Annotated in this window: 19 protein-coding genes; all 19 read left to right on the forward strand. The window is 48.0% G+C overall.

Annotation, left to right across the window (positions count from 1 at the left end):
* Positions 1-354: 354 nt before the first annotated feature.
* Positions 355-1,335: a hypothetical protein gene (locus tag B5D20_RS08475; RefSeq protein WP_078665805.1), complete on the forward strand. Its 981-nt coding sequence runs from the start codon at positions 355-357 to the stop codon at positions 1,333-1,335.
* A 233-nt stretch (positions 1,336-1,568) separates the two neighbouring features.
* On the forward strand, positions 1,569-2,345 hold the full coding sequence (locus tag B5D20_RS08480; RefSeq protein WP_078665806.1) for an ATP-binding protein: 777 nt from the start codon (positions 1,569-1,571) through the stop codon (positions 2,343-2,345).
* A 49-nt stretch (positions 2,346-2,394) separates the two neighbouring features.
* The gene (cooS, locus tag B5D20_RS08485) at positions 2,395-4,350 is read left to right on the forward strand and encodes an anaerobic carbon-monoxide dehydrogenase catalytic subunit (protein ID WP_078665807.1); all 1,956 of its coding nucleotides are present in this window, start codon (positions 2,395-2,397) and stop codon (positions 4,348-4,350) included.
* Positions 4,351-4,395: 45 nt separating this feature from the next.
* Positions 4,396-6,528, forward strand: coding sequence for an acetyl-CoA decarbonylase/synthase complex subunit alpha/beta (gene acsB, locus B5D20_RS08490; protein ID WP_078665808.1), 2,133 nt, complete (start codon positions 4,396-4,398; stop codon positions 6,526-6,528).
* A gap of 80 nt (positions 6,529-6,608) precedes the next feature.
* Positions 6,609-7,949, forward strand: coding sequence for an acetyl-CoA decarbonylase/synthase complex subunit gamma (gene acsC, locus B5D20_RS08495; protein ID WP_078665809.1), 1,341 nt, complete (start codon positions 6,609-6,611; stop codon positions 7,947-7,949).
* A gap of 15 nt (positions 7,950-7,964) precedes the next feature.
* A complete protein-coding gene (locus B5D20_RS08500) occupies positions 7,965-9,872 on the forward strand; it encodes an ASKHA domain-containing protein (protein ID WP_078665810.1) in 1,908 nt (635 codons plus the stop codon).
* 20 nt (positions 9,873-9,892) lie between these two features.
* Positions 9,893-10,846 (forward strand): acetyl-CoA decarbonylase/synthase complex subunit delta, encoded by a 954-nt coding sequence (locus B5D20_RS08505; RefSeq protein WP_078665811.1) that lies wholly within the window; start codon positions 9,893-9,895, stop codon positions 10,844-10,846.
* A 41-nt stretch (positions 10,847-10,887) separates the two neighbouring features.
* Complete coding sequence (locus B5D20_RS08510) at positions 10,888-11,685, forward strand: methyltetrahydrofolate cobalamin methyltransferase (protein WP_078665812.1); 798 nt, start codon at positions 10,888-10,890, stop codon at positions 11,683-11,685.
* Positions 11,686-11,780: 95 nt separating this feature from the next.
* Entirely contained in the window at positions 11,781-13,058 is a 1,278-nt protein-coding gene (locus B5D20_RS08515; protein ID WP_078665813.1) for an FAD-dependent oxidoreductase, read from the forward strand.
* Positions 13,058-13,459, forward strand: coding sequence for a hydrogenase iron-sulfur subunit (locus B5D20_RS08520; RefSeq protein WP_078665814.1), 402 nt, complete (start codon positions 13,058-13,060; stop codon positions 13,457-13,459). Before B5D20_RS08515 ends, B5D20_RS08520 begins: the two co-directional genes overlap by 1 nt.
* Positions 13,456-14,136: a methylenetetrahydrofolate reductase C-terminal domain-containing protein gene (locus B5D20_RS08525; RefSeq protein WP_078665815.1), complete on the forward strand. Its 681-nt coding sequence runs from the start codon at positions 13,456-13,458 to the stop codon at positions 14,134-14,136. The genes B5D20_RS08520 and B5D20_RS08525 overlap by 4 nt, the downstream gene beginning before the upstream one ends.
* Positions 14,120-15,037, forward strand: a complete 918-nt coding sequence (locus B5D20_RS08530; RefSeq protein WP_078665816.1) for a methylenetetrahydrofolate reductase — start codon at positions 14,120-14,122, stop codon at positions 15,035-15,037. Before B5D20_RS08525 ends, B5D20_RS08530 begins: the two co-directional genes overlap by 17 nt.
* Positions 15,038-15,058: 21 nt before the next feature.
* Positions 15,059-16,096: an FAD-dependent oxidoreductase gene (locus B5D20_RS08535; protein ID WP_078665817.1), complete on the forward strand. Its 1,038-nt coding sequence runs from the start codon at positions 15,059-15,061 to the stop codon at positions 16,094-16,096.
* Positions 16,097-16,195: 99 nt separating this feature from the next.
* Positions 16,196-16,576: a hypothetical protein gene (locus tag B5D20_RS08540; protein ID WP_078665818.1), complete on the forward strand. Its 381-nt coding sequence runs from the start codon at positions 16,196-16,198 to the stop codon at positions 16,574-16,576.
* A 104-nt stretch (positions 16,577-16,680) separates the two neighbouring features.
* Positions 16,681-17,739, forward strand: coding sequence for an HD-GYP domain-containing protein (locus B5D20_RS08545; protein ID WP_078665819.1), 1,059 nt, complete (start codon positions 16,681-16,683; stop codon positions 17,737-17,739).
* A gap of 11 nt (positions 17,740-17,750) precedes the next feature.
* On the forward strand, positions 17,751-18,497 hold the full coding sequence (locus B5D20_RS08550) for a DnaD domain protein (RefSeq protein WP_078665820.1): 747 nt from the start codon (positions 17,751-17,753) through the stop codon (positions 18,495-18,497).
* Positions 18,498-18,509: 12 nt separating this feature from the next.
* Positions 18,510-19,316, forward strand: coding sequence for an ATP-binding protein (locus B5D20_RS08555; RefSeq protein ID WP_078665821.1), 807 nt, complete (start codon positions 18,510-18,512; stop codon positions 19,314-19,316).
* Between the two features lie 32 nt (positions 19,317-19,348).
* The gene (locus B5D20_RS08560; protein ID WP_242952060.1) at positions 19,349-20,749 is read left to right on the forward strand and encodes a phosphoglucomutase/phosphomannomutase family protein; all 1,401 of its coding nucleotides are present in this window, start codon (positions 19,349-19,351) and stop codon (positions 20,747-20,749) included.
* 76 nt (positions 20,750-20,825) lie between these two features.
* Positions 20,826-21,560, forward strand: a complete 735-nt coding sequence (locus B5D20_RS08565; protein ID WP_107753524.1) for a cell wall hydrolase — start codon at positions 20,826-20,828, stop codon at positions 21,558-21,560.
* The last annotated feature ends 22 nt before the right edge of the window (positions 21,561-21,582 follow it).

Below are 21,582 nucleotides of genomic sequence, written 5' to 3' on the forward strand. Positions count from 1 at the left end.
TAGCAATGGCGATAGGGCGAATTCGGGAAAATCAGGCAGAGAAGATGCGGAGCCTAGTAGCTTAAAAAGGAGAAGAAAAGCATCTCTAATATGGGCAAAAAGTTACAGGCCGGATGATTAAGAAGTCATTTTAGGGCTAGTGGGATTAGTGCGCCCTTTTTTAGGATTTAAAAAAAGAGAGATACCGTTATCCTTGCTAAACAACTGAATGATAATGTTTAAAAAAATTTATTTATAATATTTTTAGCAATTTTCATTCTGAAAAAGGGTACATCGCAAAAAGCATGTAGTCATATTGAGCTGGACTGGCTTATATATATGTTAACGAAGTAGGACGATAAAGGGGGCCAGTCTATGCTCAGAAATAAAACTGGATTATTTGTTTTGTTATTATTGTACCTGGCTTTGGCTCAACCGGTTCTGGCGAATCCGCCTGATGAGGAAAAAAGGCAGGCAGAAGAAAGACGTTTACAACACACAATCATCATTGACATTACCGGTGACAGTAAAAAAATCAGCAATTTATCGGCGGTTAGAGCTTTAGCCGGGGAAGGTATTTGGCTACAAATACCTGATCCCGATAATGTGCGAGATATGAAACCCGCAGCTGAACTGCAGGCATATCTTTATCTGGCCGATTCCCTTTACAGTAACCAGGAGGCTACTCAAGCTTATGACAAGATTGTTCAGGATGCGTCTGAGGAAATCCTCAACCGGGCTAAAGTTTCCTGGGCAGCCGAAAAACCGGAGTTTTTGAAGGTTCAACTTGTTGCCAGCAGTCAACATTTGAGCAGATTAAACAAGCAATTGCTGAATCTCTATGGCTCAATCTACCAGGCTGGCGTCTGGCCCGGAACGCTGTTAGTAATAAATATTAAAGACTCAAGCAATTACCTGTCAATCTGGAAAGGGCCTGGGCTTATGCCTCGTGACCAGAGTTTAATATTACCGGGAGAAATTTACAATCAGGTACTGGAGGCCTGGGTAAATCGACGGCTGTCAAGTCCACCGTTACCGTCGCTGGCATTAGGACAGAATAGTGAACTGCGGTTATGGCAGAAAGAAATTTCCCTCTGGCAACAATCTCTGGCCCGGGTTTACGAGATGCTGGCTGAAAAAGAAAAAGTAATCAGAGACAACGAGACTACTATAAAAAACATTGCCACTCAGCAGGCCAACTGGCAACAAAGGGAACGGGAGCTGCACAATAGATTAACTAAAAATTTGAGGCAAATCCTGTTCTGGCGCGGTGTAGCAGGAGCGCTGATTATTCTTTCTGTTTTGTTGTTAATTGTTGAATACAGGATACTCCGAAAAAGATATTTGCTTTTTTAGCCCGCAAGTGCGGGTATCTTTTCTTTTTGTATTTATTTTCAGAATTTTTTGGGAACTAGCAGGGAATTAACAATTTGTGTCGAAATATAATTATTAATAACCCGACCTGACCATTTGTATAACAGAAACAACATTTCAAGATTATTTTTCAACACCTAGCAGGATTTTTGTTGACAACGACGAAATAATTAAGTTAATATTATTAGAAATTTTCTGAAATAGGGGGTGATGGAATGAAGCTGGCTATCTCAGGAAAAGGCGGAGTAGGTAAAACGACGATTGCATCAACGCTGGTAAGGATTTTTGCTGAAGATCATCCCCGGGTTTTTGCCATTGATGCTGACCCTGATGCCTGTTTGGCCCAGGGGGTTGGCATCGAGCGCCAGGTTGCTCAGGAACACCGGCCGGTCATCGAACTGAAGGAAATCATCGATGCCAAGAACGCCGGCGGGGGCGCTTTTTTCACCTTGAATCCAGATGTGGATGAGATTCTGGAGGAGTATTGCCTGAAAAAGGACAATATTAACTTTTTGCGGATGGGGGGCTTGAAAAAAGGCGGTGAAGCCTGTTATTGTAAAGAAAACAGTTTTCTTAATTCTGTTGTTAATTCCCTGTTGTTGGACAGAAATGATGTGGTTATCCTGGATATGGGGGCCGGTATAGAACATTTATCCCGGGGCACAGCCCGTGGAGTGGATGCCATGCTGGTAGTGGTAGAACCTTCCCTGAACAGTGTCGGCACTGCTCTGCAGGTGAAGAAAATGTCCGAAGATCTGGGAATTAACCGGGTTTATTTTATCGGTAATAAAGTCAGAACTGAGAAGGAAAAAGAGTTTTTAAGCAGTAAACTGCCTCAGGATTTATTGTTAGGTATTATTCCCTATGATGACGAGGCTGTGGACACTGCGATGGAAGACGGGGTTGCCATCAGCCCGCAAGGGATTATCTATAAAACTTTAAAAGAGATTAAGAAAAGGCTGGAGGAGGAGGTAGGGAACAGGGATATTTAATTAGCATGGTTTTAACCTGTAACAAACGATTAAGGAGGTTTGGAAGGGAATGAGCGAACAAAAAAAGTCCATTGACCCCGGTGTGTTGCAGATGCTGAGCCGGGCTAGTGAATTGAACATTTTTACCGCTTTTGATCGGGCCAAAGCCCAGTCGCCTCAGTGTGGTTTCGGCAGTAATGGTATTTGTTGCCGGATTTGTATCCAGGGCCCGTGTCGGATTATGCCCAAAAAACAGGGTGGCAACAAGGGTATTTGTGGAGCTACTGACTATACTATTGTGGCTCGTAACCTGGTACGCGCAGTAGCGGGTGGTGCATCTGCTCACTCCGATCATGGTCGGCATATTGCAATGGCATTACTGCATGTTGCTGAAGGCAAGACCAAGGACTATGAAATTAAGGATATCAACAAACTGAAGAAAATCGCCGCAAGAATCGGTATCGAAACCGAAGGGAAAACCCCTGAGCAACTGGCCAAGGAAGTGGCTCTGGCAGCTCTGGAAGATTATCAGCGACTCAGCGGTTTCGGTGAGGCCACCTGGGTTAAAACAACTGTTACCGAAGGCCGGGTCAAGAAACTGCGGGAAACCAAGACCATGCCTGCAGGTATCAATAGTGCTATCGTAGAACTGTTAAGCCAGACTCACATGGGTATGGATGCTGATCCTGTATCCATTATCTTTGGTGGTCTGAAAGCTGCTATGGGTGACTATACCGGCATGCATATCAGTACTGATCTGTCTGACGTGATTTTCGGCACTCCTGTCCCCACTGTCACTGAAGCTAACCTGGGGGTAATCAAGGAAAACAAAGTCAATATCGCTGTTCACGGTCACAACCCCCTCTTGAGTGAACTGATTGTCCGGGCTGCCAAGGAAATGGAAGCTGAAGCCAAAGTTGCCGGGGCTGAAGGCATCAACTGTGTAGGTATCTGCTGTACCGGTAACGAGGTTCTGATGCGCCAGGGTGTTCCCATTGCTACTAGCTTTGGCTCTCAGGAACTGGCCATTATGACCGGGGCCTTAGATGCCATGGTAGTAGATGTTCAGTGTATTATGCCCGGCTTGCAGGCGGTCTGTGAATGCTTCCATACCAAATTGATTACCACTTCCGATATCGCCAAGATTCCTGGTGCCTATCATGTTTATTTCAATGAAGAAGAAGCCATGGAAAATGCCCGCAAGGTTATCCGTCTGGCCATTGAAAACTACAAAGAAAGAGATGGTCAAAAGGTCTATATCCCGCAAATCAAGAACAAGGTTGTCGGTGGCTGGAGTCTGGAGGCATTACTGGAGATTTTCGCTGCCATCAATCCCGAGCGTCCGATCAGTGTCTTAACTGATGCCATTTTGAATGGTGAAATCAAGGGTGTGGCGCTTTTCGCCGGTTGTAACAACCTGAAAGGTGTGCAGGACGAAAAACACATTGGCGTGATTAAGAAAATGGTAGCCAATGATGTGTTCGTAGTGGCAACAGGCTGTTCAGCGCAAGCTTTTGCGAAACATGGTCTGCTGAACGGTGAGGCGGTTGAGGAATTTGCCGGTCCTGGCCTGAAGGCTTTCCTGAATCGCTTGAATGAAGCCAATGCCGGTAAGATCAGCGAAAAGCTTCCCCTGATTTTCCATATGGGTTCCTGTGTTGATAATACCCGGGCCAGTGATCTGTTGATGCTGATGGCTAACGAACTGGGTGTAGATACTCCGAAAGTTCCCTGGGTGGCATCTGCGCCTGAGGCCATGAGTGAAAAGGCCATTGCCATTGGTAGCTGGTGTGTAACTCTGGGCATGCCTGTTCATGTCGGTACCCTGGTACCTGTGGAAGGTTCCAAACTGGTCTACGGAGTGGTCACCAACATTGCTGAAGATGTTTTTGGTGGCTACCTGATTCTGGAACAGGATTATGAAAAGGCTGCTGAGAAAATGCTGAACAAACTGGAAGAACGGACATGGCGTTTGCGTATTCGCAAACGGGCATTGGCCCAGGCTGCTGAACTGGCAGGTAAATAAAACTGTGCGCTGACAGCCCATATTGGAAGGTAAGGAGGAGGAAAGATGTCACAGACTTTGTTTAAAGATGCATATGAGGGAGCGATAATCGCTCTTGGCTATGCGAAAATTTTGCTGGACAAAGCTCTGCAGGAGTATGGTCCGGAAGCGCCTATCGCCTATCCGGATACGGCCTATAAATTGCCGGTTATGCTCTCCCTGAGCGGGGAAGAAGTGACCAAACTGGGTGATCTGCCGCCCATTCTGAGCCGGGTGGAAAACCAGTACCTGAGAGAGGCTCTTACTTTTGAAAATGCCAAACTGGCCGGAGAAGCCACCCTCTATGCTGCCGAAGTAATTGAGGCTATTAAGTATGTTAACGGCAATGATCCCTATGCGGGTGACTATTTCACCGGTTTCCTCAATGACCGGATTTTGCGGAAATTCGGTGTACCTCTGGTTGACTTTACTATTCCCGGGGTTGCAGTTATTGTCGGTAAGGCCCGCAGTACAGAAGAGCTGGCTGCAATGATCAAGGACCTGCAATCCAAAGGCATGATGTTGATGCTGTGCAATGAAGTGATCGAACAGTGTATTGAGGCCGGCATCAAACTGGGTACCGATTATATTGCTTTCCCGCTGGGGGATTTCACTCAGGTTATTCATGCTGTTAACTTCGCCTTGCGCGCTGGTCTGGCTTTCGGGGGTATCAAACCTGGCCGCCGGGAAGAAATGCTGGACTACCAGGCTCGCCGGGTTCGTGCTTTCGTCCTCTTCCTGGGCGAACTGGATCAGGTGCGGATTGCTGCCGGTTTTGGTGCCATTGACCTCGGTTTCCCCTGCATCACCGACCAGGATCTGGAGGAAGAGCTGCCTGACTGGTTTGTGACTGAAAAGGATTACAAGAAAATGGTCCAGGTGGCCATGGAACTGCGGGGCATCAAGCTCAAAATCGTGGATATTCCCGTACCGGTCACCATCGGTCCTGCCTTCGAAGGGGAATCCATCCGTAAGAAAGATATGTATGTGGAATTCGGCGGTGGCCGTAAGCCTGGCTTCGAACTGGTGCGGATGATGCCACTGGATGATGTGGAAGACCATAAGATCGAACTGATTGGACCTGATGTGGATCAGATGGAAGAAGGCAAGGCCTATCCTATCGGAATTATTGTCGATGTAGCTGGCCGCAAGATGCAGGAAGACTTCGAGCCAGTGCTGGAAAGACGGATCCATTACTTCATCAACTATGGTGAAGGTCTCTGGCACGTGGCCCAGCGGGATCTGTGCTGGTTGCGGATCAGCAAGGGCGCTTATGAGAAAGGCTTCCGTATGAAGCATTTCGGGGAAATCCTCTATGCCAAGTTTAAGTCCGAGTTTCCGGCCATCGTCGACCGGGTGCAGGTAACCATTATCACTGATGAGGAAAAAGTTGTGGAAATGCGGGAAGTGGCCCGGGAGAAATATGCCAAGCGGGATGCTCGCTTGCGGGAGCTGACCGACGAAGGTGTAGATACCTTCTACAGCTGTACTCTGTGTCAGTCCTTTGCTCCTACCCACGTTTGCGTGGTTGCTCCCGAACGGGTTGGTCTCTGTGGTGCGGTTAGCTGGCTGGATGCCAAGGCTGCCTATGAGATTAACCCCCATGGTGCTAACCAGCCCATTCCCAAGGGTGAGTGTGAAGACCCGATTAAAGGTCGCTGGAAGTCTTTCGATGAGTTTATTTTCAACAACTCCCAGCGCACAATTGAGCATGTTAACTTCTATACCATTATGGAATACCCCATGACTTCCTGTGGTTGCTTTGAAGCCATTCTGGCCATTGTGCCTGAGTTGAATGGTATCATGGTGGTTAACCGGGAGCATGCCGGGGAAACTCCTTGTGGTATGACCTTCTCCACCCTGGCAGGTACCTGCGGTGGTGGCGCTCAGTTGCCTGGTTTCATGGGGATTGGTAAGTCCTATATGCTTTCCAAGAAATTCATTCCTGCAGATGGCGGATTGGCCCGGATTGTTTGGATGCCCAAAGAATTGAAGGAACAGATGAGAGAGCAGCTGGCTGAAAGGGCTGAAGAACTGGGGCTGGGCCGAGACTTTGTTGACAAGATCGCTGACGAAACAGTGGGTACCACCCCGGATGAAATCCTGCCCTTCCTGGAAGAAAAAGGCCATCCGGCCCTGACCATGGATCCGCTGTTCTAAGTCAAAGATTGTTTGGGGTCGGGAGGGGGATAGACCTCTCCTGACTCCATTAAAATAAAGATTGGAAAGGGGTTTAGAGAATGGCATTAACCGGTCTGGAGATTTACAAACAGTTGCCTAAAAAGAATTGTAAAGAATGTGGGCAACCGACATGTTTGGCCTTTGCTATGCAGCTGGCCGCTGGTAAAGCTTCCCTGGAAGCATGTCCCTATGTAAGTGATGCTGCTAAAGAATTCCTGGGTGCAGCTTCTGCTCCTCCTATCGCTCTGGTTAAAATCGGAACCGGGGAAAAGGAACTGTCCATTGGTAATGAAACTGTCCTGTTCCGTCATGATAAGCGGTTCGAACATCCCACTGGCATTGCTATTGAAGTCTACGATGACATGAGTGCTGAAGAAATTGCAGCGAAAGTGGATGCTATCAACAAGCTGGTCTTTGACCGGGTTGGTCAGATTCACGAAGTGGATCTGGTGGCTGTAGTGAACCGCTCTGGTGATGCCGGCAAATTCGTAGAAGCTGTTAAAGCCGTTCAGGGCGCAACCAAGTATCCGCTGATTCTGATTTCTTCTGACGTTAATGCTATGGGCCAGGCCCTGGAAGTAGCTGCAGCTGGCAAGCCCCTGGTTTATGCTGCTACTGCTGAAAACTATGAAGCGATGACTGAACTGGCCAAGAAATATCAAGTGCCGTTGGCTGTAAAAGGCAGTAACCTGAATGAACTGGCTGAACTGGTAGAAAAGGTAACTGCTCTTGGATGGAAAGAACTGGTCATTGACTCCGGCGCCAGGGAAGTAGCTCAGGCTCTTGGTGATCTGACCCAGATCCGCCGTAAGGCCCTGAAAGAAAAGTTCCGTCCTTTTGGCTATCCGGCGATTGCCTTTGCCAGCAATCCTGAGAACCCCTTGCAGGAAGCCATCGATGCGGGAGTATATATTGCAAAATATGCCGGTATTGTGGTTATCAGCAGTGCCGATCCGGCTGTGGTATTACCGCTGATCACTCTGCGGCTGAACATTTACACTGACCCGCAGAAGCCGATTGCGGTAGAAGCTAAAATCTATGAAATTGGCAATCCTGGTCCGGATGCTCCTGTCTTCATCACCACTAACTTCTCGCTTACTTATTTCTGCGTAGCCGGTGATGTGGAAGCTTCCCGGGTACCTGCTTATGTAATACCCATTGATACAGATGGGATCTCCGTGTTGACAGCCTGGGCGGCAGGCAAATACTCACCTGAAAAGATTGCCGAAGATCTGAAAAACCTGGGCATTAAGGACAAGATCAACCATAACAAGATTATCATTCCTGGGCACGTTGCCGTTCTCTCCGGTAAGCTGGCGGAATTGTCCGGATTTGAAGTTATCGTCGGTCCGCGGGAATCCTCCGGTATACCTTCTTTCTTGAAACAGCGCTGGAATTAGGAGATGAAATAAAACATGGACCTGCATCGTGTCTACTTTCTGCCTGACGGCGTTGAAGTACAAGTCGAAGCGGGCACTACCATCTGGAAAGCCGCTCAGAAGGCAGGCCTGGCCATTAAAAGCACCTGTGGCGGTCAGGGGACCTGTGGTCGTTGTGCGGTGATTGTCCAGTCCGGTAAAGTGGAACGGGGGGCAACAGCCAATCTCTCACCACAGAAACTGAATGAGGGTTGGGTATTAGCCTGCCAGGCTAAAGTTCAAGATAACATAGTTGTTGAAATTCCTCTGGAAAGCCGTCTGGCAGAACATCAGGTGTTGACATCTGATGAAAAAAGGGCTGGTACCCTGACCGAGCAGGAAATAGATGAAAAAAGATGGTCTGGACCTGGGCTGATTTGGCGGCAAACGGTTAAGCTTTCACCTCCAAGCTTGACAGACAATACAGATGACTGGAGCCGCCTGCTGACAGTACTGCGCAAGCAGACTGAAAATAGCAACATCCAGATCCGTTTGTCAGCCCTGGCTCAATTAGCCCAGGCATTACGGGAGGGGAATTGGGAGGTAACGGTGACTCTGGCTTTAGGAGCCGGGGTAACGGAAGTGGTTGACATATCTCCGGGACAGAATAATTCTCCTCTGTACGGAATTGCCGTTGACATTGGTACTACCACGGTAGTAGTACAGCTAATCAACCTCATCACCGGAGAGAGGTTAGATGTTAGAGGAACGTATAATCGTCAGGCCAAGTTCGGCGATGATGTAATCAGTCGAATTGTGCATGCGGTTGAAGTCAACGGCGGACTGGAGGAGCTAAAAGAAGCAGTTCGGTCAACGATTAATGAACTGGTACAGGGATTGTGCCGGAAAAACGGCATAAGCCCTACGGAAATCAAAGCGGTCGTATGTGCTGGCAACACTACCATGACCCATTTATTGCTGGGCATTGACCCCAATTATATCAGATTGGAACCCTATATCCCCACCATCAATTTTGTACCGCCTATCCGAGCCAAGGAGCTGGATTTACTGGTTGATCCGGAAGCCTGGGTTCATGCATTGCCCAGTATAGCCAGTTATGTCGGTGGCGATATAACTTCCGGTGTGCTGTACACAGGCATGGCTGAACAACAGGAATTAACCCTCCTGATTGATATCGGTACCAATGGCGAAATGGTGCTGGGAAATGAGGACTGGCTGATTGCCTGTTCCTGTTCCGCAGGTCCGGCTTTTGAGGGAGGCGGTATCAAGTTTGGTATGCGGGCAATGTACGGAGCAATCGAGCGGGTCGAAATCGGTAGTGACGGGAAGGTAAAATTGAAGACCATCGGCAATGGCAAGCCCGTGGGTATTTGCGGCTCAGGATTGATTGACTGCATTGCCCGCCTGCGGGATGCCGGAATTATTGACCGGACTGGCAAGTTTGCCAATCTAAAACATCCGCGGGTAAGACAGGGAGAAGAAGGACCGGAATTTGTTTTAGCATGGGCAGAGGATAGTGGGATAGAACAAGATATAACCATTTCGGAAGCAGATATAAAGAACCTCATTCGTTCTAAAGGAGCGATTTTTGCCGGTATTCGGGTAATGCTGGGAATGGTAGATCTGCCATTAGAAGCGGTAGATCGAATTCTGATCGCTGGTGGCTTTGGTAACTATCTCAACATAAAAGATGCGGTTACCATCGGCCTCCTGCCGGATTTACCGGAAGAAAAGTACAGGTTCATCGGCAATAGCTCCTTGAAAGGAGCCTGCCTGGCCCTTACTTCCCAGGCGGCTCGAGCCAAAGTCGACGAGATTGCGGCTAAGATGACTTATCTGGAATTAAGTGTGGGTAATACTTTTATGGATGAATTCGTTTCGGCGCTATTTTTGCCACACACTGATTTGTCTTTATTCCCTTCTATTGAGCAGAAACATAAATAAATCCGAAAGGAGCGGGTGAAATGGCTGTTACCATCCTGAAAGAACGCTGGACTTCCAAAGTCGCGGAAGTCACTATCGGCGAAGGGCCTAAAGCAGTTAAAGTTGGTGGAGACTCCACCTTACCCTATCTGACTTTTGAAGGGCAAGTTCCTAATGCTCCGGTAGTTGCACTGGAAGTATCTGATGTCTATCCGGAAGATTGGCCGGAAATCCTGAAGAACGCCTGGGGAGATGTACTGTCTGATCCCGTGGCCTGGGCGAAAAAGGCCGTTGAATTTGGTGCTGATGCGGTGGCATTGCGCCTGGATAGCGCGCATCCTGACAAAGGCAATGCCAGCGCTGAAGATGTAGCCAGAACTGCCAAGGCGGTTGCAGATGCTATCGATGTACCCCTGATTGTCCTGGGCTGTGGGGTTGAAGAAAAGGACGCAGAAATTTTCCCCACTGTGGGGGAAGTGCTGCAAGGCAAAAACTGCCTGATTGGCTGCGCCACTCAGGAAAACTACAATTCCATCGTAGCTACTGCCCTGGTTAATGGTCATTCTGTAATTGCTTCATCTCCGCTGGACATTAACCTGGCCAAGCAGCTGAACATTCTGATTACAGAAATGAATCTGCCTTCTGACCGGATTGTTATAGACCCATTGATCGGTGCTCTGGGCTATGGTATTGAATATGCTTACTCCATTATGGAACGGGCCCGTTTGGGTGCTCTGACCGGTGACAAGATGCTGGCCATGCCCATCATCTGCTTTGTTGGTCAGGAATCCTGGAAGGCCAAGGAAGCCAAGGATGAAGGTTCTCCTGAAGGTTATGATTGGGGCGGACAATATACCCGGGCTATCCTGTGGGAAGTTATGACCGCTACCACACTGCTTCAGGCAGGGGGGCATCTCTTCCTCATGCGGCATCCTGATTCCCTGAAACAGTTTAAGGACCATGTTGCTGCTATCAGCAAGGGTGCACAATACTAAAAGAAAGGCCTTGGGCCGGGAGAAAAAGGGAGGTTTACTGAATGTTTGAAATTATCGGTGAAAGAATTAATGGTTTGTTCAAGGATATTCGGCAGGCTGTTGCTGAACGGGACCCCAAACCCATTGAAATGTGGGCCATCAAGCAGTACGAAGGGGGCGCCCACTGGCTGGATATCAACACCGGACCCATTGCCAGTCAGGAAGAACAGGCAGAAATCATGGCCTGGATGGTAAAAACTGCCCAGAGTGTGGTTGATTTGCCGGTTGCTATCGACTCTACTTCCGTACTGGCTATTGAGGCTGGCTTAAAGGCTGCCAAAGGCAAAGCCATGATCAACTCAACCACCGCTGAACAGGCGAAAATGGATGCCCTGTTCCCGCTGGCCAAGCAGTTTGAAGCAGCTATTATCTGTTTGGCCATGAATGAAAAAGGTGTACCCAAGGATGCTGAGTCCCGAATCGCTCTTGCCGGAGAACTGGTGGTCAATGCTGATGCTTATGGCATTCCTATGACTGACCTCTATATAGACCCCCTCATTCTGCCGGTGAATGTGGCTCAGGACCATGTGCCGGAAGTGCTGGAAACCTTGCGTCAAATCAAGATGCTCGCCAGTCCCGCACCGCGGACTACTATAGGCCTGTCCAATGTGTCCCAGAAGAGCCCCAACCGGCCCTTGATTAACCGTACTTTCCTGGTCATGGCCATGGCTGCCGGCCTGGATTCCGCCATCATGGATGCCAATGATAATGACCTGGTGGATGCAGCAGCTACTGCCAGCATTCTGTTGAACCAGACCATTTACTGTGATTCTTACCTGAAAATATTCCGCCAGCGCTAAGAGGCGGGTGGTTGATGAGAGCTTCCCATCCCCGGGAAGCTCTCTACCTCTATGGTTCAACTTGAGGTTAGAAGGAATTGAGGTGTGTCGGAGGGATGAGGGAAAAGATTGCGGTTAATCAGGATGTGGTAATCATTGGCGGGGGCATTTCCGGCATGGAAACTGCTGCTGCGCTTAGACGCCTTGGCCACCGGGTATTTTTAGTGGAAAAAAGCGATCAGCTGGGAGGGGTTTTTGCCGAACTGGCTTCACTGGTAGAAACCAGGGAAAAACCAGCTGAAATTGTTGAAAAATTAAAAAAACAATTACTTGATGATAGTGATGTGACTGTTTTCCTGCAGAGCCAGGTAGTTGACTGTTTTGGTGTAGCAGGAAACTTCCGGGTACTGATTTCCGGGCCGCAGGGTCAGCAGGCCATTAATGCCGGGGCTGTTGTAATTGCCATTGGCCTCCAGACGGTACTCTGCCCGGCCAAATATGGTGGTTTGGGAATGAATGACCGGGTTTTAGGGCTGCTGGGCCTGGAAAAGGCCATAAAACAGACAGAGGTCAATGGGCAGACATATGTTTTCATCCTGGGCAAAACTACGGAAAATTTCTATATGCCCTATATTTCCACCTTGAAAAATGCCCTTCTTTTGCGGGAGACCTATCACAAAGATGTGCATGTATTTACCAAAAACATGAAGGTGGCCCAGGAAGGACTGGAAGAGTTATTTGGCCGGGCCAGGGCAGCGGGAGTAAATTTTTACCGTTATGAAAAGGATGTGCAAATTATTAAGCAGGGGGATAAGATCGAGGTAGCCTATCAGGATCCCTTCCTGCAGACTACAGGGAATAGCTTCAAGGTGGCGGCTGACTGGCTGATTATTCCGGAAGAGATTGTGCCCAACGAGGATGCCAGGGTTTTAGGACAGATTTTCCGTATTAGGCTGGATGCCTATGATTTCCGGGGTGAAGATAATGTTCATATTGGTCCACAGTTCACTTCCCGGGAAGGTATATATGTAGTTGGAAATACCCATGCTCCCAGCACTTACCAGGCGATTTTGATGGATGCGGCTCTGGTTGCGGGGGAAATTCAGCAAAAGCTGCCTGCTGCTGAAGTGGAAGTAATAGCAAACTATCCCAGAGTAGAGGCGGCAAAGTGTGTTGTTTGCCTAACCTGTTATCGCTGTTGCCCGCATGGTGCCATTGAAATTAAACATGATTATGCCAGCTATAACAACCTGTATGGTTCGGTGGCTTATATGAATCCTATTGCCTGCAGAAGGTGTGGAATCTGTGCGGCTGAATGTCCAGGTAAGGCCATTACCATGCCAGGCTATGAGGACCAGGAAATTCTGGGACAGTTAAAGGAGGCGGTAAACTGATGGCCAGGATAATTGCATTTTGCTGTGAAAATTCCGGTTGGCTGGCCTATCAGTCGGCCCGACCCAATTTGTCCTCCCAACTGAAGGTCAAAGCTATCAAACTACCCTGTTCAGGGAGGCTGGATGTGCTTTACCTCTATAAGAGCCTGGCAGCAGCTGATGGGGTAATGGTGCTGGCCTGCCAGAAAGAGAACTGCAAGTTCCTTCGGGGTAATAACCGGGCAGAACAGCGCTGGCAGGGAGTGGCCAAGATGCTGGCCTCTATGGGCGTAAATGCGGAAAGAATGGCTTTTGTCAATCTGGCAGCTAATATGGGCCCTCAACTTGCGGAAGAAATACTGGCTTTTGCTCAACGTTTGGCAGCCTTAGGGGATAAGCCGGGGAAGGTGGTAAATAAATGATAGTAGCTGATCGTAAACCATTGGAAGAGATCTTACAGTCTGTCTCCAATTATAAAAAGATTTTATTACTGGGTTGCCGGGGCTGTGTGACTGTCTGCCTGGCCGGTGGTGAAAAGGAAGTAGGTATACTGGCAGAACAGCTACGCCTGGCCCGGCAGGAAAACGGGCAACCTTTAGAAGTTTTAGAGGCTACGGTAGAAAGACAATGCGATTATGAATTTATAGACCAGGTCAGGGAAATGGTACCGGAAGTTGAGGCTATCCTTTCCACTGCCTGTGGTGTAGGGGTGCAGGGGGTTGCAGAACGATTCCCGGCGGTAAGGGTGCATCCGGCCCTGAATACCAAGTTTATGGGCATTAACCTCAAAGTAGGGGAATGGGCGGAAAGATGTCTGGGTTGTGGCAATTGCGTACTCAGCATTACCGGAGGAGTTTGTCCTATCGCCCGTTGTTCCAAAAACCTGCTCAATGGTCCCTGTGGCGGTTCACAAAACGGTAAATGCGAAATCTCCAAAGATATTGATTGTGGCTGGCAGCTTATCCATGACCGTTTACAGCGCCTGGGTCTGGTGGAGCGCTTGCTGGAAATTCAGCCACCGAAAGACTGGACTACAGCCCGGGACGGAGGGCCGAGAAAACTGGTAAGGGAGGAACTGTACCTTGAAAGCGGGGAGTAAACTGGAACAACTGTTACGCAGGGGCGAGTTTGTGGTTTCCGGTGAGATTGGGCCACCGAAAAGCTGTGATGCCAATGTAATCAAAAAACACGGAGAGCACTTACGCAATGCCGCTGATGCTTTCAATTTAACAGATAACCAGACGGCGATCGTACGGATGTCTTCTATAGCTGCCGGCAAAATCCTGGTTGATATGGGAATTGAGCCCATTATCCAGATGACCTGCCGGGATCGAAACCGCATCGGATTGCAGTCAGACGCCCTGGGGGCGGCAGCTCTAGGGATAAAGAATATTCTTTGTCTGTCCGGTGACCATCAGCGTTTTGGTAATCACCCCATGGCCAAGAACGTCTGGGATCTGGATTCCATTCAGCTTTTACAGACTCTGGATGGAATGCGTAAAGGCTATTTCCAGTGCGGGGAACAGATGAAAAGCGAGCCTCCCAAGTTCTTCCTTGGCTGTGCAGCTAACCCCTTTGCTGACCCCTTTGAATTTCGGGTAACCCGTCTGGAGAAAAAAATCAATGCCGGTGCCGATTTTGTCCAAACCCAGTGTATTCTGGATATGGAACGGTTTGAGCGCTGGATGGAGCTGGTACGCGAACGGGGATTACATGAAAGGGCCTATATTCTGGCCGGCGTAATGCCGATTAAGTCTGCCAAGGCGGCCAGATATATGCAGAAAAATGTGGCAGGGATGATGGTTTCGGAGGAAATCTGTCAGCGCCTGGAAAAGGCGGAGGATGTAAAGGAAGAAGCTGTTAATCTGGTGGTTGAGCAGATTAAGTATTTACGCAATATGAAGGGAATTGCCGGGGTACACATTATGGCGGTCGCCTGGGAAGAGATTATTCCGACCATTGTGGAGAGGGCAGGACTTTTGCCGCGCCCGACTATTTAGAGCCGGCAAGGAGGGAGTAAAGTGAGTAACAATAACTTGCTGGTGATAGGAAGCGGTATTGCCGGTCTGACAGCTGCCCAGGCGGCAGCTAAAAATGGTTTTACCGTTCATCTGGTAGAAAAGGATGGGGTCCTGGGCGGTAAGGCGGCCACCTATGCCTGCAAAGCGACAAACAACTGTGCTAAATGTTCTGCCTGTCTGGTCTTGCAGGTCAGAGCAGCAGTGGAGGCTGAAGAAGGAATTAAGGTCTATCTGCATAGCCGTGTCAGCCGCTGCGGGGGGCAACCTGGCAACTACCAGGTGCAACTCAAGACTCCGGCCGGGGAAGTGGAAATCCAGGTAGCCGGAATTATCGTAGCAGCCGGATTCTCTCCTCTGGCTCCCGAAAAGCGGGGTGAGCTGGGCTTAGGCTGGCAGCGGGGTGTGATTTCCGCTCTGGAGCTGGAACAGGCTCTGGCCAGGGAAGGGAAGTTTGTCAAAGCCTATCCCGGAGTGCAGAAAATCGGGTTTGTTCAATGCGTAGGCAGCAGGGATCTGGCTTTAGGCAATGAATATTGTTCTCAGGTTTGCTGCATGTATGCTCTGCGTTTGGCCCGCAAGATCAAGCATGAGCTTCCAGATTCTGAGATCGCAGTTTTTTACATGGATATTCAAACTTTTGGCCGCAGTTTTGACAAGTACCTGAAGGAAATTGAGGAAGTAGCTCAGATTAAACTGGTCCGGGGCATTCCTGCTAAAGTATTTTCCTTCCCTTATGAAAAGGTGACAGTACGTTATACTGATTCCCTGTCCGGAAGAGTAGAAAGCGAGCAATTTGATTTGCTGGTATTATCTACTGCTATTACTCCTGAAAATGAGCTGACTGAACTGGCCCAAACCCTGGGGATTGAACAGAACCGGTTTGGTTTTCTGGCCAATCTGGAGCCAGGAAATTACCAGAGCTCGAAAAAAGGGATTTATGTCTGTGGCACCTGTCAGGGACCGAAAAGTATCAGTGACAGCATTGCACAGGCCAGGGCGGTTGTAGGGCAGTTGCTAACTGACCAGGCTACAAGATAAAGGGTGAGGGTCCCTTGCTTTTTCCAGGGTAATCTTTTATAATATAGCTAAACAAAGGGGGTTGCTGTACCTAACTTGGGCGAATAAGGAGGAAACAACATGCGGATTATTTTCAGCAAGAGTGGCGAACATTTGCCGTATATTCTGGCCAGTGCCGTCTGGCATTACTTGCAGCACTCCGATAAAATTCTTAATTCCACTCATGATCAGGAAGAAATCGCAAAAATTCTGGCTGAGCAGAAAATAATCAAAGAAGTTATAAATCCAGCCGTGAAAAACCCGGTGGAAGGGGAACGGTTTGCGGTTGAATGTGAAGATGCTGCTCTGATCAATCTGCTGGTGCGCATTTTACAATACTATCTGGATGAAACCAAAGATATCCTAAAAACCATAGAAGATCCGGAAATCACCAAACGGTGCCTGTTAGATGTGGAAATTATTGAAAAAGAACTGATTACAGCCATCAAGATTGCTGGTTAGACGAAGCCTGTGTGCTTCGTCTTTTAATTTGCGGGAAAAGTGGCAGGAATTTATTCAAGTGGTGACGAATTAGTTTTAGTAGGTTGGAGAGGGGGAGCGTAGCGATGGAAAAAATTGCAGTCAGAGACTTGCAGCCTGGAATGATCATGGCTGAAAGCATACTAGGAGACAATGGTATGATTCTGGTAGCTGAAGGTACGGTATTAACTGAAAGTTTGATTAATCGGCTTCAGAATATGGCGCTCTCCCAGGTGGCTATTTGCTCCCCGGGCACATTGATCACAGAAGCAGGAGAAGTCCTGGTTGATAAAGTTTTACAGATGGCACAAGGGGTGCTGGATAAATATATACCGGTACGACTTTATCAAGAGCGGGAAAATATAGAAGGGATCTATCAAAATGCGCGCTATTACCTGGAAAAAGTCATCAAGAATGAAAAAGTCAGTAAGTTTTATCTTGATTTAAGAGCCATCGATGATTTTACTTTACAGCATTCCATCAATGTGGCGGTTTTTTCCGCCCTGGTAGGGGTAGGGATGCATCTGACCCCTGAAATGATGGAAGAAATGGTTACAGCGGCCTTGCTTCATGATATTGGGCGCACCAGGATGGAGCCGGAACTGTTACAACAAGATCTGGAAAATCCCTTACATGCACATCCAGTCTGTGCAGAGCATACCAATATTGGCTATAAAATTCTTAGAGAAGAAGGGTTTTCGCCAGCGATTGCCAGGGTGGCTTTGTACCATCATGAACGCTGGGATGGCAGCGGTTATCCTCAGCATCTAAAAGGAGAAAAAATTGACTTATTTTCTCGAATTATAATGGTTGCCGATGTTTTTGATACCTATACCGGTCCTTTAGGGGGTAAGATGCGTTGTTTACCCCATGAAGCTATTGAATTTTTGTACGGTGGCGGAAATCTTTATTTTGATGCCCGGGCAGTAAAGGCTTTTATCCAGTTTATTCCGGTATATCCTCTGGGGACGGTAGTGCAGTTGAGCAGTGGGGAAATTGGAATTGTGGTTAATGTAGAGAAGAATGTGGCCACTCGCCCCATTATTAAGGTTTGTTATGACAAAAACAAACAAAAGCTGGCGGCCAGCTATCAACTTGATTTAGGTCTGCAAAAAACCACATTTATAACGAAAGTTTTATGGTAGGGTGAGGGTAAATGGACATCAATATTACCGCCAGTTTTGCAGCGGAGTTGACTGGCAATGGCAACATCAGTATTCCTGCCCTTTTATTGAAAGGCTTAGGACCACTGGATATAACTCCCGAGCAATTTCTGGTAATTACTTTGCTGCTTTATTTTCGACAGCAGCAAAATTTTTTTCCGACATCCCAGGAGCTGTCTGAGCTTTCGGGGCTATCGGAGACTACCGTTCAGCAGACGCTGGCCACGTTGATCGAAAAAAAGTTGCTGAGCATTAAACCCAAATTTATTGTTGCCAGGCAGGCACTGGAAGAAGAATATTCTCTAGAGCCGCTTTATCAGGCCCTGGTTAGTATTTGGGCCATTGAAAGAAAACAGGAACTGGCAGCGATTAAGCAAAAACTGCTGGAGGATCAGAAACAGGATCTGGTAGCCTTAGGACGTTTATTTGAACAGGAATTTGGTAGACCCCTTTCGGCCATGGAAATGGATCAGATTGCCAACTGGGTAATAACCGAGGGCTACGAACAGGATCTGGTGGTAGAGGCATTAAAACGCGGGATTTTACGCGGGGTTCGCAACCTGAAATATATTGATAAAATCCTGCTTGACTGGCGCAATCGCGGCCTGGATAGCCTGGCTAAAGTCAAGGCGTTTGAAGAACAAATCGCCAGACAAAAACTGGGAGGTAAAGAACGTATCCGCAAAGAAAAACCGGTTGAACCGGCTCCAGATAGCAAATATGAACAGGTCTGGACCTAAGGAGGGACGGGAATGGAACCTGTGGGCTCGATTTTGCAGAAAAGGATAAGGGAACTGGGTGCCTATATTAATAAAAACAAGCAACCGAAAGAAATAAAGTATAAATGTGAACTCTGTCAGGATAGGGGCATCATTTTACTGGATGATTCAACTGGAAAGGTCTGTGATTGTACTGGTTTCCAGAAAGAACGTCAGGACCACCTGTTTCGCTTTTTAGCGGAAGCGGACTGGGAAAATTTTGACCTGAGTTTTTATCGCAGTGATAAGATTGAGCCTGGTAGCAAACTGGCCTATCGCCAGCTGGCTGAACAGGCTCTTAGTAGTGCCCGCGATTTTGTTAACCAGGTTGTCCAGGGATGCGCTGGCGATGGCCTGGTGATATATGGTCCCGTGGGAAGTGGCAAAACTCTGCTGGCAGCCTGTATTGCCAGGGACTTAATCAGGCACGGCAAAAATGTAGTATTTCTAATTGTGCCGGAGCTGCTGGATGATATTAAAGCCACTTTCTATGATGATGAGAACGGGGAAAGCAAAATCATGATTCAGGCCAAGCAAGCTGAGATTCTCATTTTGGATGACCTGGGGGCCCATAACTATTCCGAATGGGTACGGAATAAACTATATTCTATTATTAATTACCGCCTTCTCAATCATTTACCGACAGTGGTTACTACCAATTTTACTTTGCCGGAACTGGATAAATATATCGGTGAAAGGACTACTTCCCGGCTAGTGCAAATGTGTAAGGGTGTCAAGCTGGCGGTGGATCTTGATATCAGGTATCAAATCAGGCGCATAAAGGAGAGGAAAAAGAGATAAATTAGGAGAGGAATTGTTTGGGAGGGATGTAAATGAGCATTCGTTTTGGGACTGATGGCTGGCGGGCTATTATGGCTGCTGATTTTACTTTTGCCAATGTGGCCATTGTCGCCCAGGGTATTGCTGACTATCTGCTGGAAACGGAAAAAGCACAGAAAGGGATAGTATTAGGCCATGATACCCGTTTCCTGGCGGAACAGTTTGCTGATCAGGTGCAGGCGGTGTTAACGGCTAATGGCATTCCTGTCTACCGGTTGCAGGGGCCCACTCCGACACCGGTTACAGCTTATGCCATTCGGGCTTTGAATACTGCCGGAGCAATTATGTTGACTGCCAGCCATAACCCGCCCCAGTATAACGGGATTAAATTTATTCCGGAATATGCGGGGCCAGCCAGTCCGGAGATTACCGCTCAACTGGAAGAAAAAATTGGCAAGGTAATAGCCGGTGGTGTAAATCATCAGCTGCCAAAACCGGAACTGGTGCATTCCGTTGATATCTGGGACAAATACTGGGAACATATAGATACAATCATTGATTTTAACCAGATTTGCCGGATTAAAGGGAAGATCGTCCTTGACCCCATGTTTGGGGCAGCGGCGGGTAAAGTGGCTGCAAAATTGCAAAGCTGTGGGTTAGAAGTAATAGAAATCAACGGTTACAGGGATGCCTTTTTTGGAGGAGGTTTACCGGAACCGGTAGCTTCTAGACTGCAAACTCTAACTCAGACAGTAGTTCAGGCAAAGGCGGTAGTGGGCCTGGCCAATGATGGTGATGCAGACCGTTTCGGAGTGATCGGATCTAATGGTGAATATCTGGCCCCCAATCAGATCTTGAGTATTATCAGCCAGTATCTACTGGAAAATGGGCAAAAAGAGGGGGGGCTGGTCCGTACTGTAGCGACCACCCATTTGCTGGATGAAATTGCGGGCAGGTATGAACGGAAGGCTACTGAAACCCCTGTTGGATTTAAATATCTGGCCCAGGAGATGTTACGGCGTCCTGTGGTATTAGCCGGGGAAGAAAGCGGTGGCCTCAGTATCGGTGGTCATATCCCGGAGAAGGATGGGATATTGGCCAATCTGCTGATCTTACAAATAATAGGGGCCACTGGACAAAAGCCGGAGGAGGCCTGGCAACTCTTGCAGGAACAATATGGTTATTATGCTTTTCGACGCCTGGACTTACATATTGAAAATGATAGGAAAAACCAGTTAATGCAAAAACTGCGGAATGAACCGCCTCTGGTTTTCGGGCAGAGACAGGTACTGCAGCAATCTTTACTGGAAGGGGTAAAGCTCTATTTAGATGATGGTTCCTGGGTTTTATTCCGGCCATCCGGAACAGAACCGGTCTTGCGGATTTATATAGAAGCCCGTTCGGAACAGGCGTACTACGATTTAATAGCGGCTGGAGAAGCGGCAGTAAAATAAAATGTATAAAAACTCTGGTTTTTGGTTAGACTTAACTCCTGTAGACTAAAAAAGTTTACAGGAGGTTTTTTTGTCGATGAGTAAGGGAAAAAAATATCGATTATGTTGCCTGGTGCTGATTGGATTGCTTATGCTTGCTCCCCTGGCCCGGGCAGCGGAGGTCGATTTTCGTCAGGGCAGACTGGTGCCGATTGTTTCCAGGAGCATTGTCTTAAGCCGAAATGTACCCGCTATTCATCGGGTGCGTCCGGGAGAATACCTGTTGCGGATTGCGCGTCAGTATAATGTTTCAGTTCAGGATTTGATCAGAGCAAATGGTTTAAAAAGCAAAATTATTTACCCGGGACAAAAATTAATTATACCAAGGGGTAGCAAAATGATGGCCCGTGCATCTGGCAGAATGGCAGCCGGGGTTTATTACTACAAAGGCAGGATAATCAGGATCAGTGAAAGTGAAATGGATCTGCTGGCCCGGCTGGTGCATGCTGAGGCCAGAGGAGAGTCTTTCCAGGGAAAAGTGGCAGTAGCTGCTGTTGTCTTAAACCGGGTAATAAATGACCAGTTTCCTGATACCGTGAAAGAAGTTATTCTGCAAAAAACCCGGGGAACCTACCAGTTTAGTCCGGTCCAGGATGGGGCTATCAATTTGCCGGCTGACAGGGAATCTTATGAGGCAGTACGGGAAGCGCTTGCCGGTTATGACCCTACGGAAGGATCGTTGTATTTCTATAATCCTCAGATTGCCACAGATACCTGGATCAAAACTTTGCCTACATCTACGATGATTGGCAATCATGTTTTTGCCCGTTAGAGCTTGGCTCTAACGGTCTTTT

The sequence above is a fragment of the Carboxydocella sporoproducens DSM 16521 genome (genome assembly GCF_900167165.1).
Taxonomy (GTDB): Bacteria; Bacillota.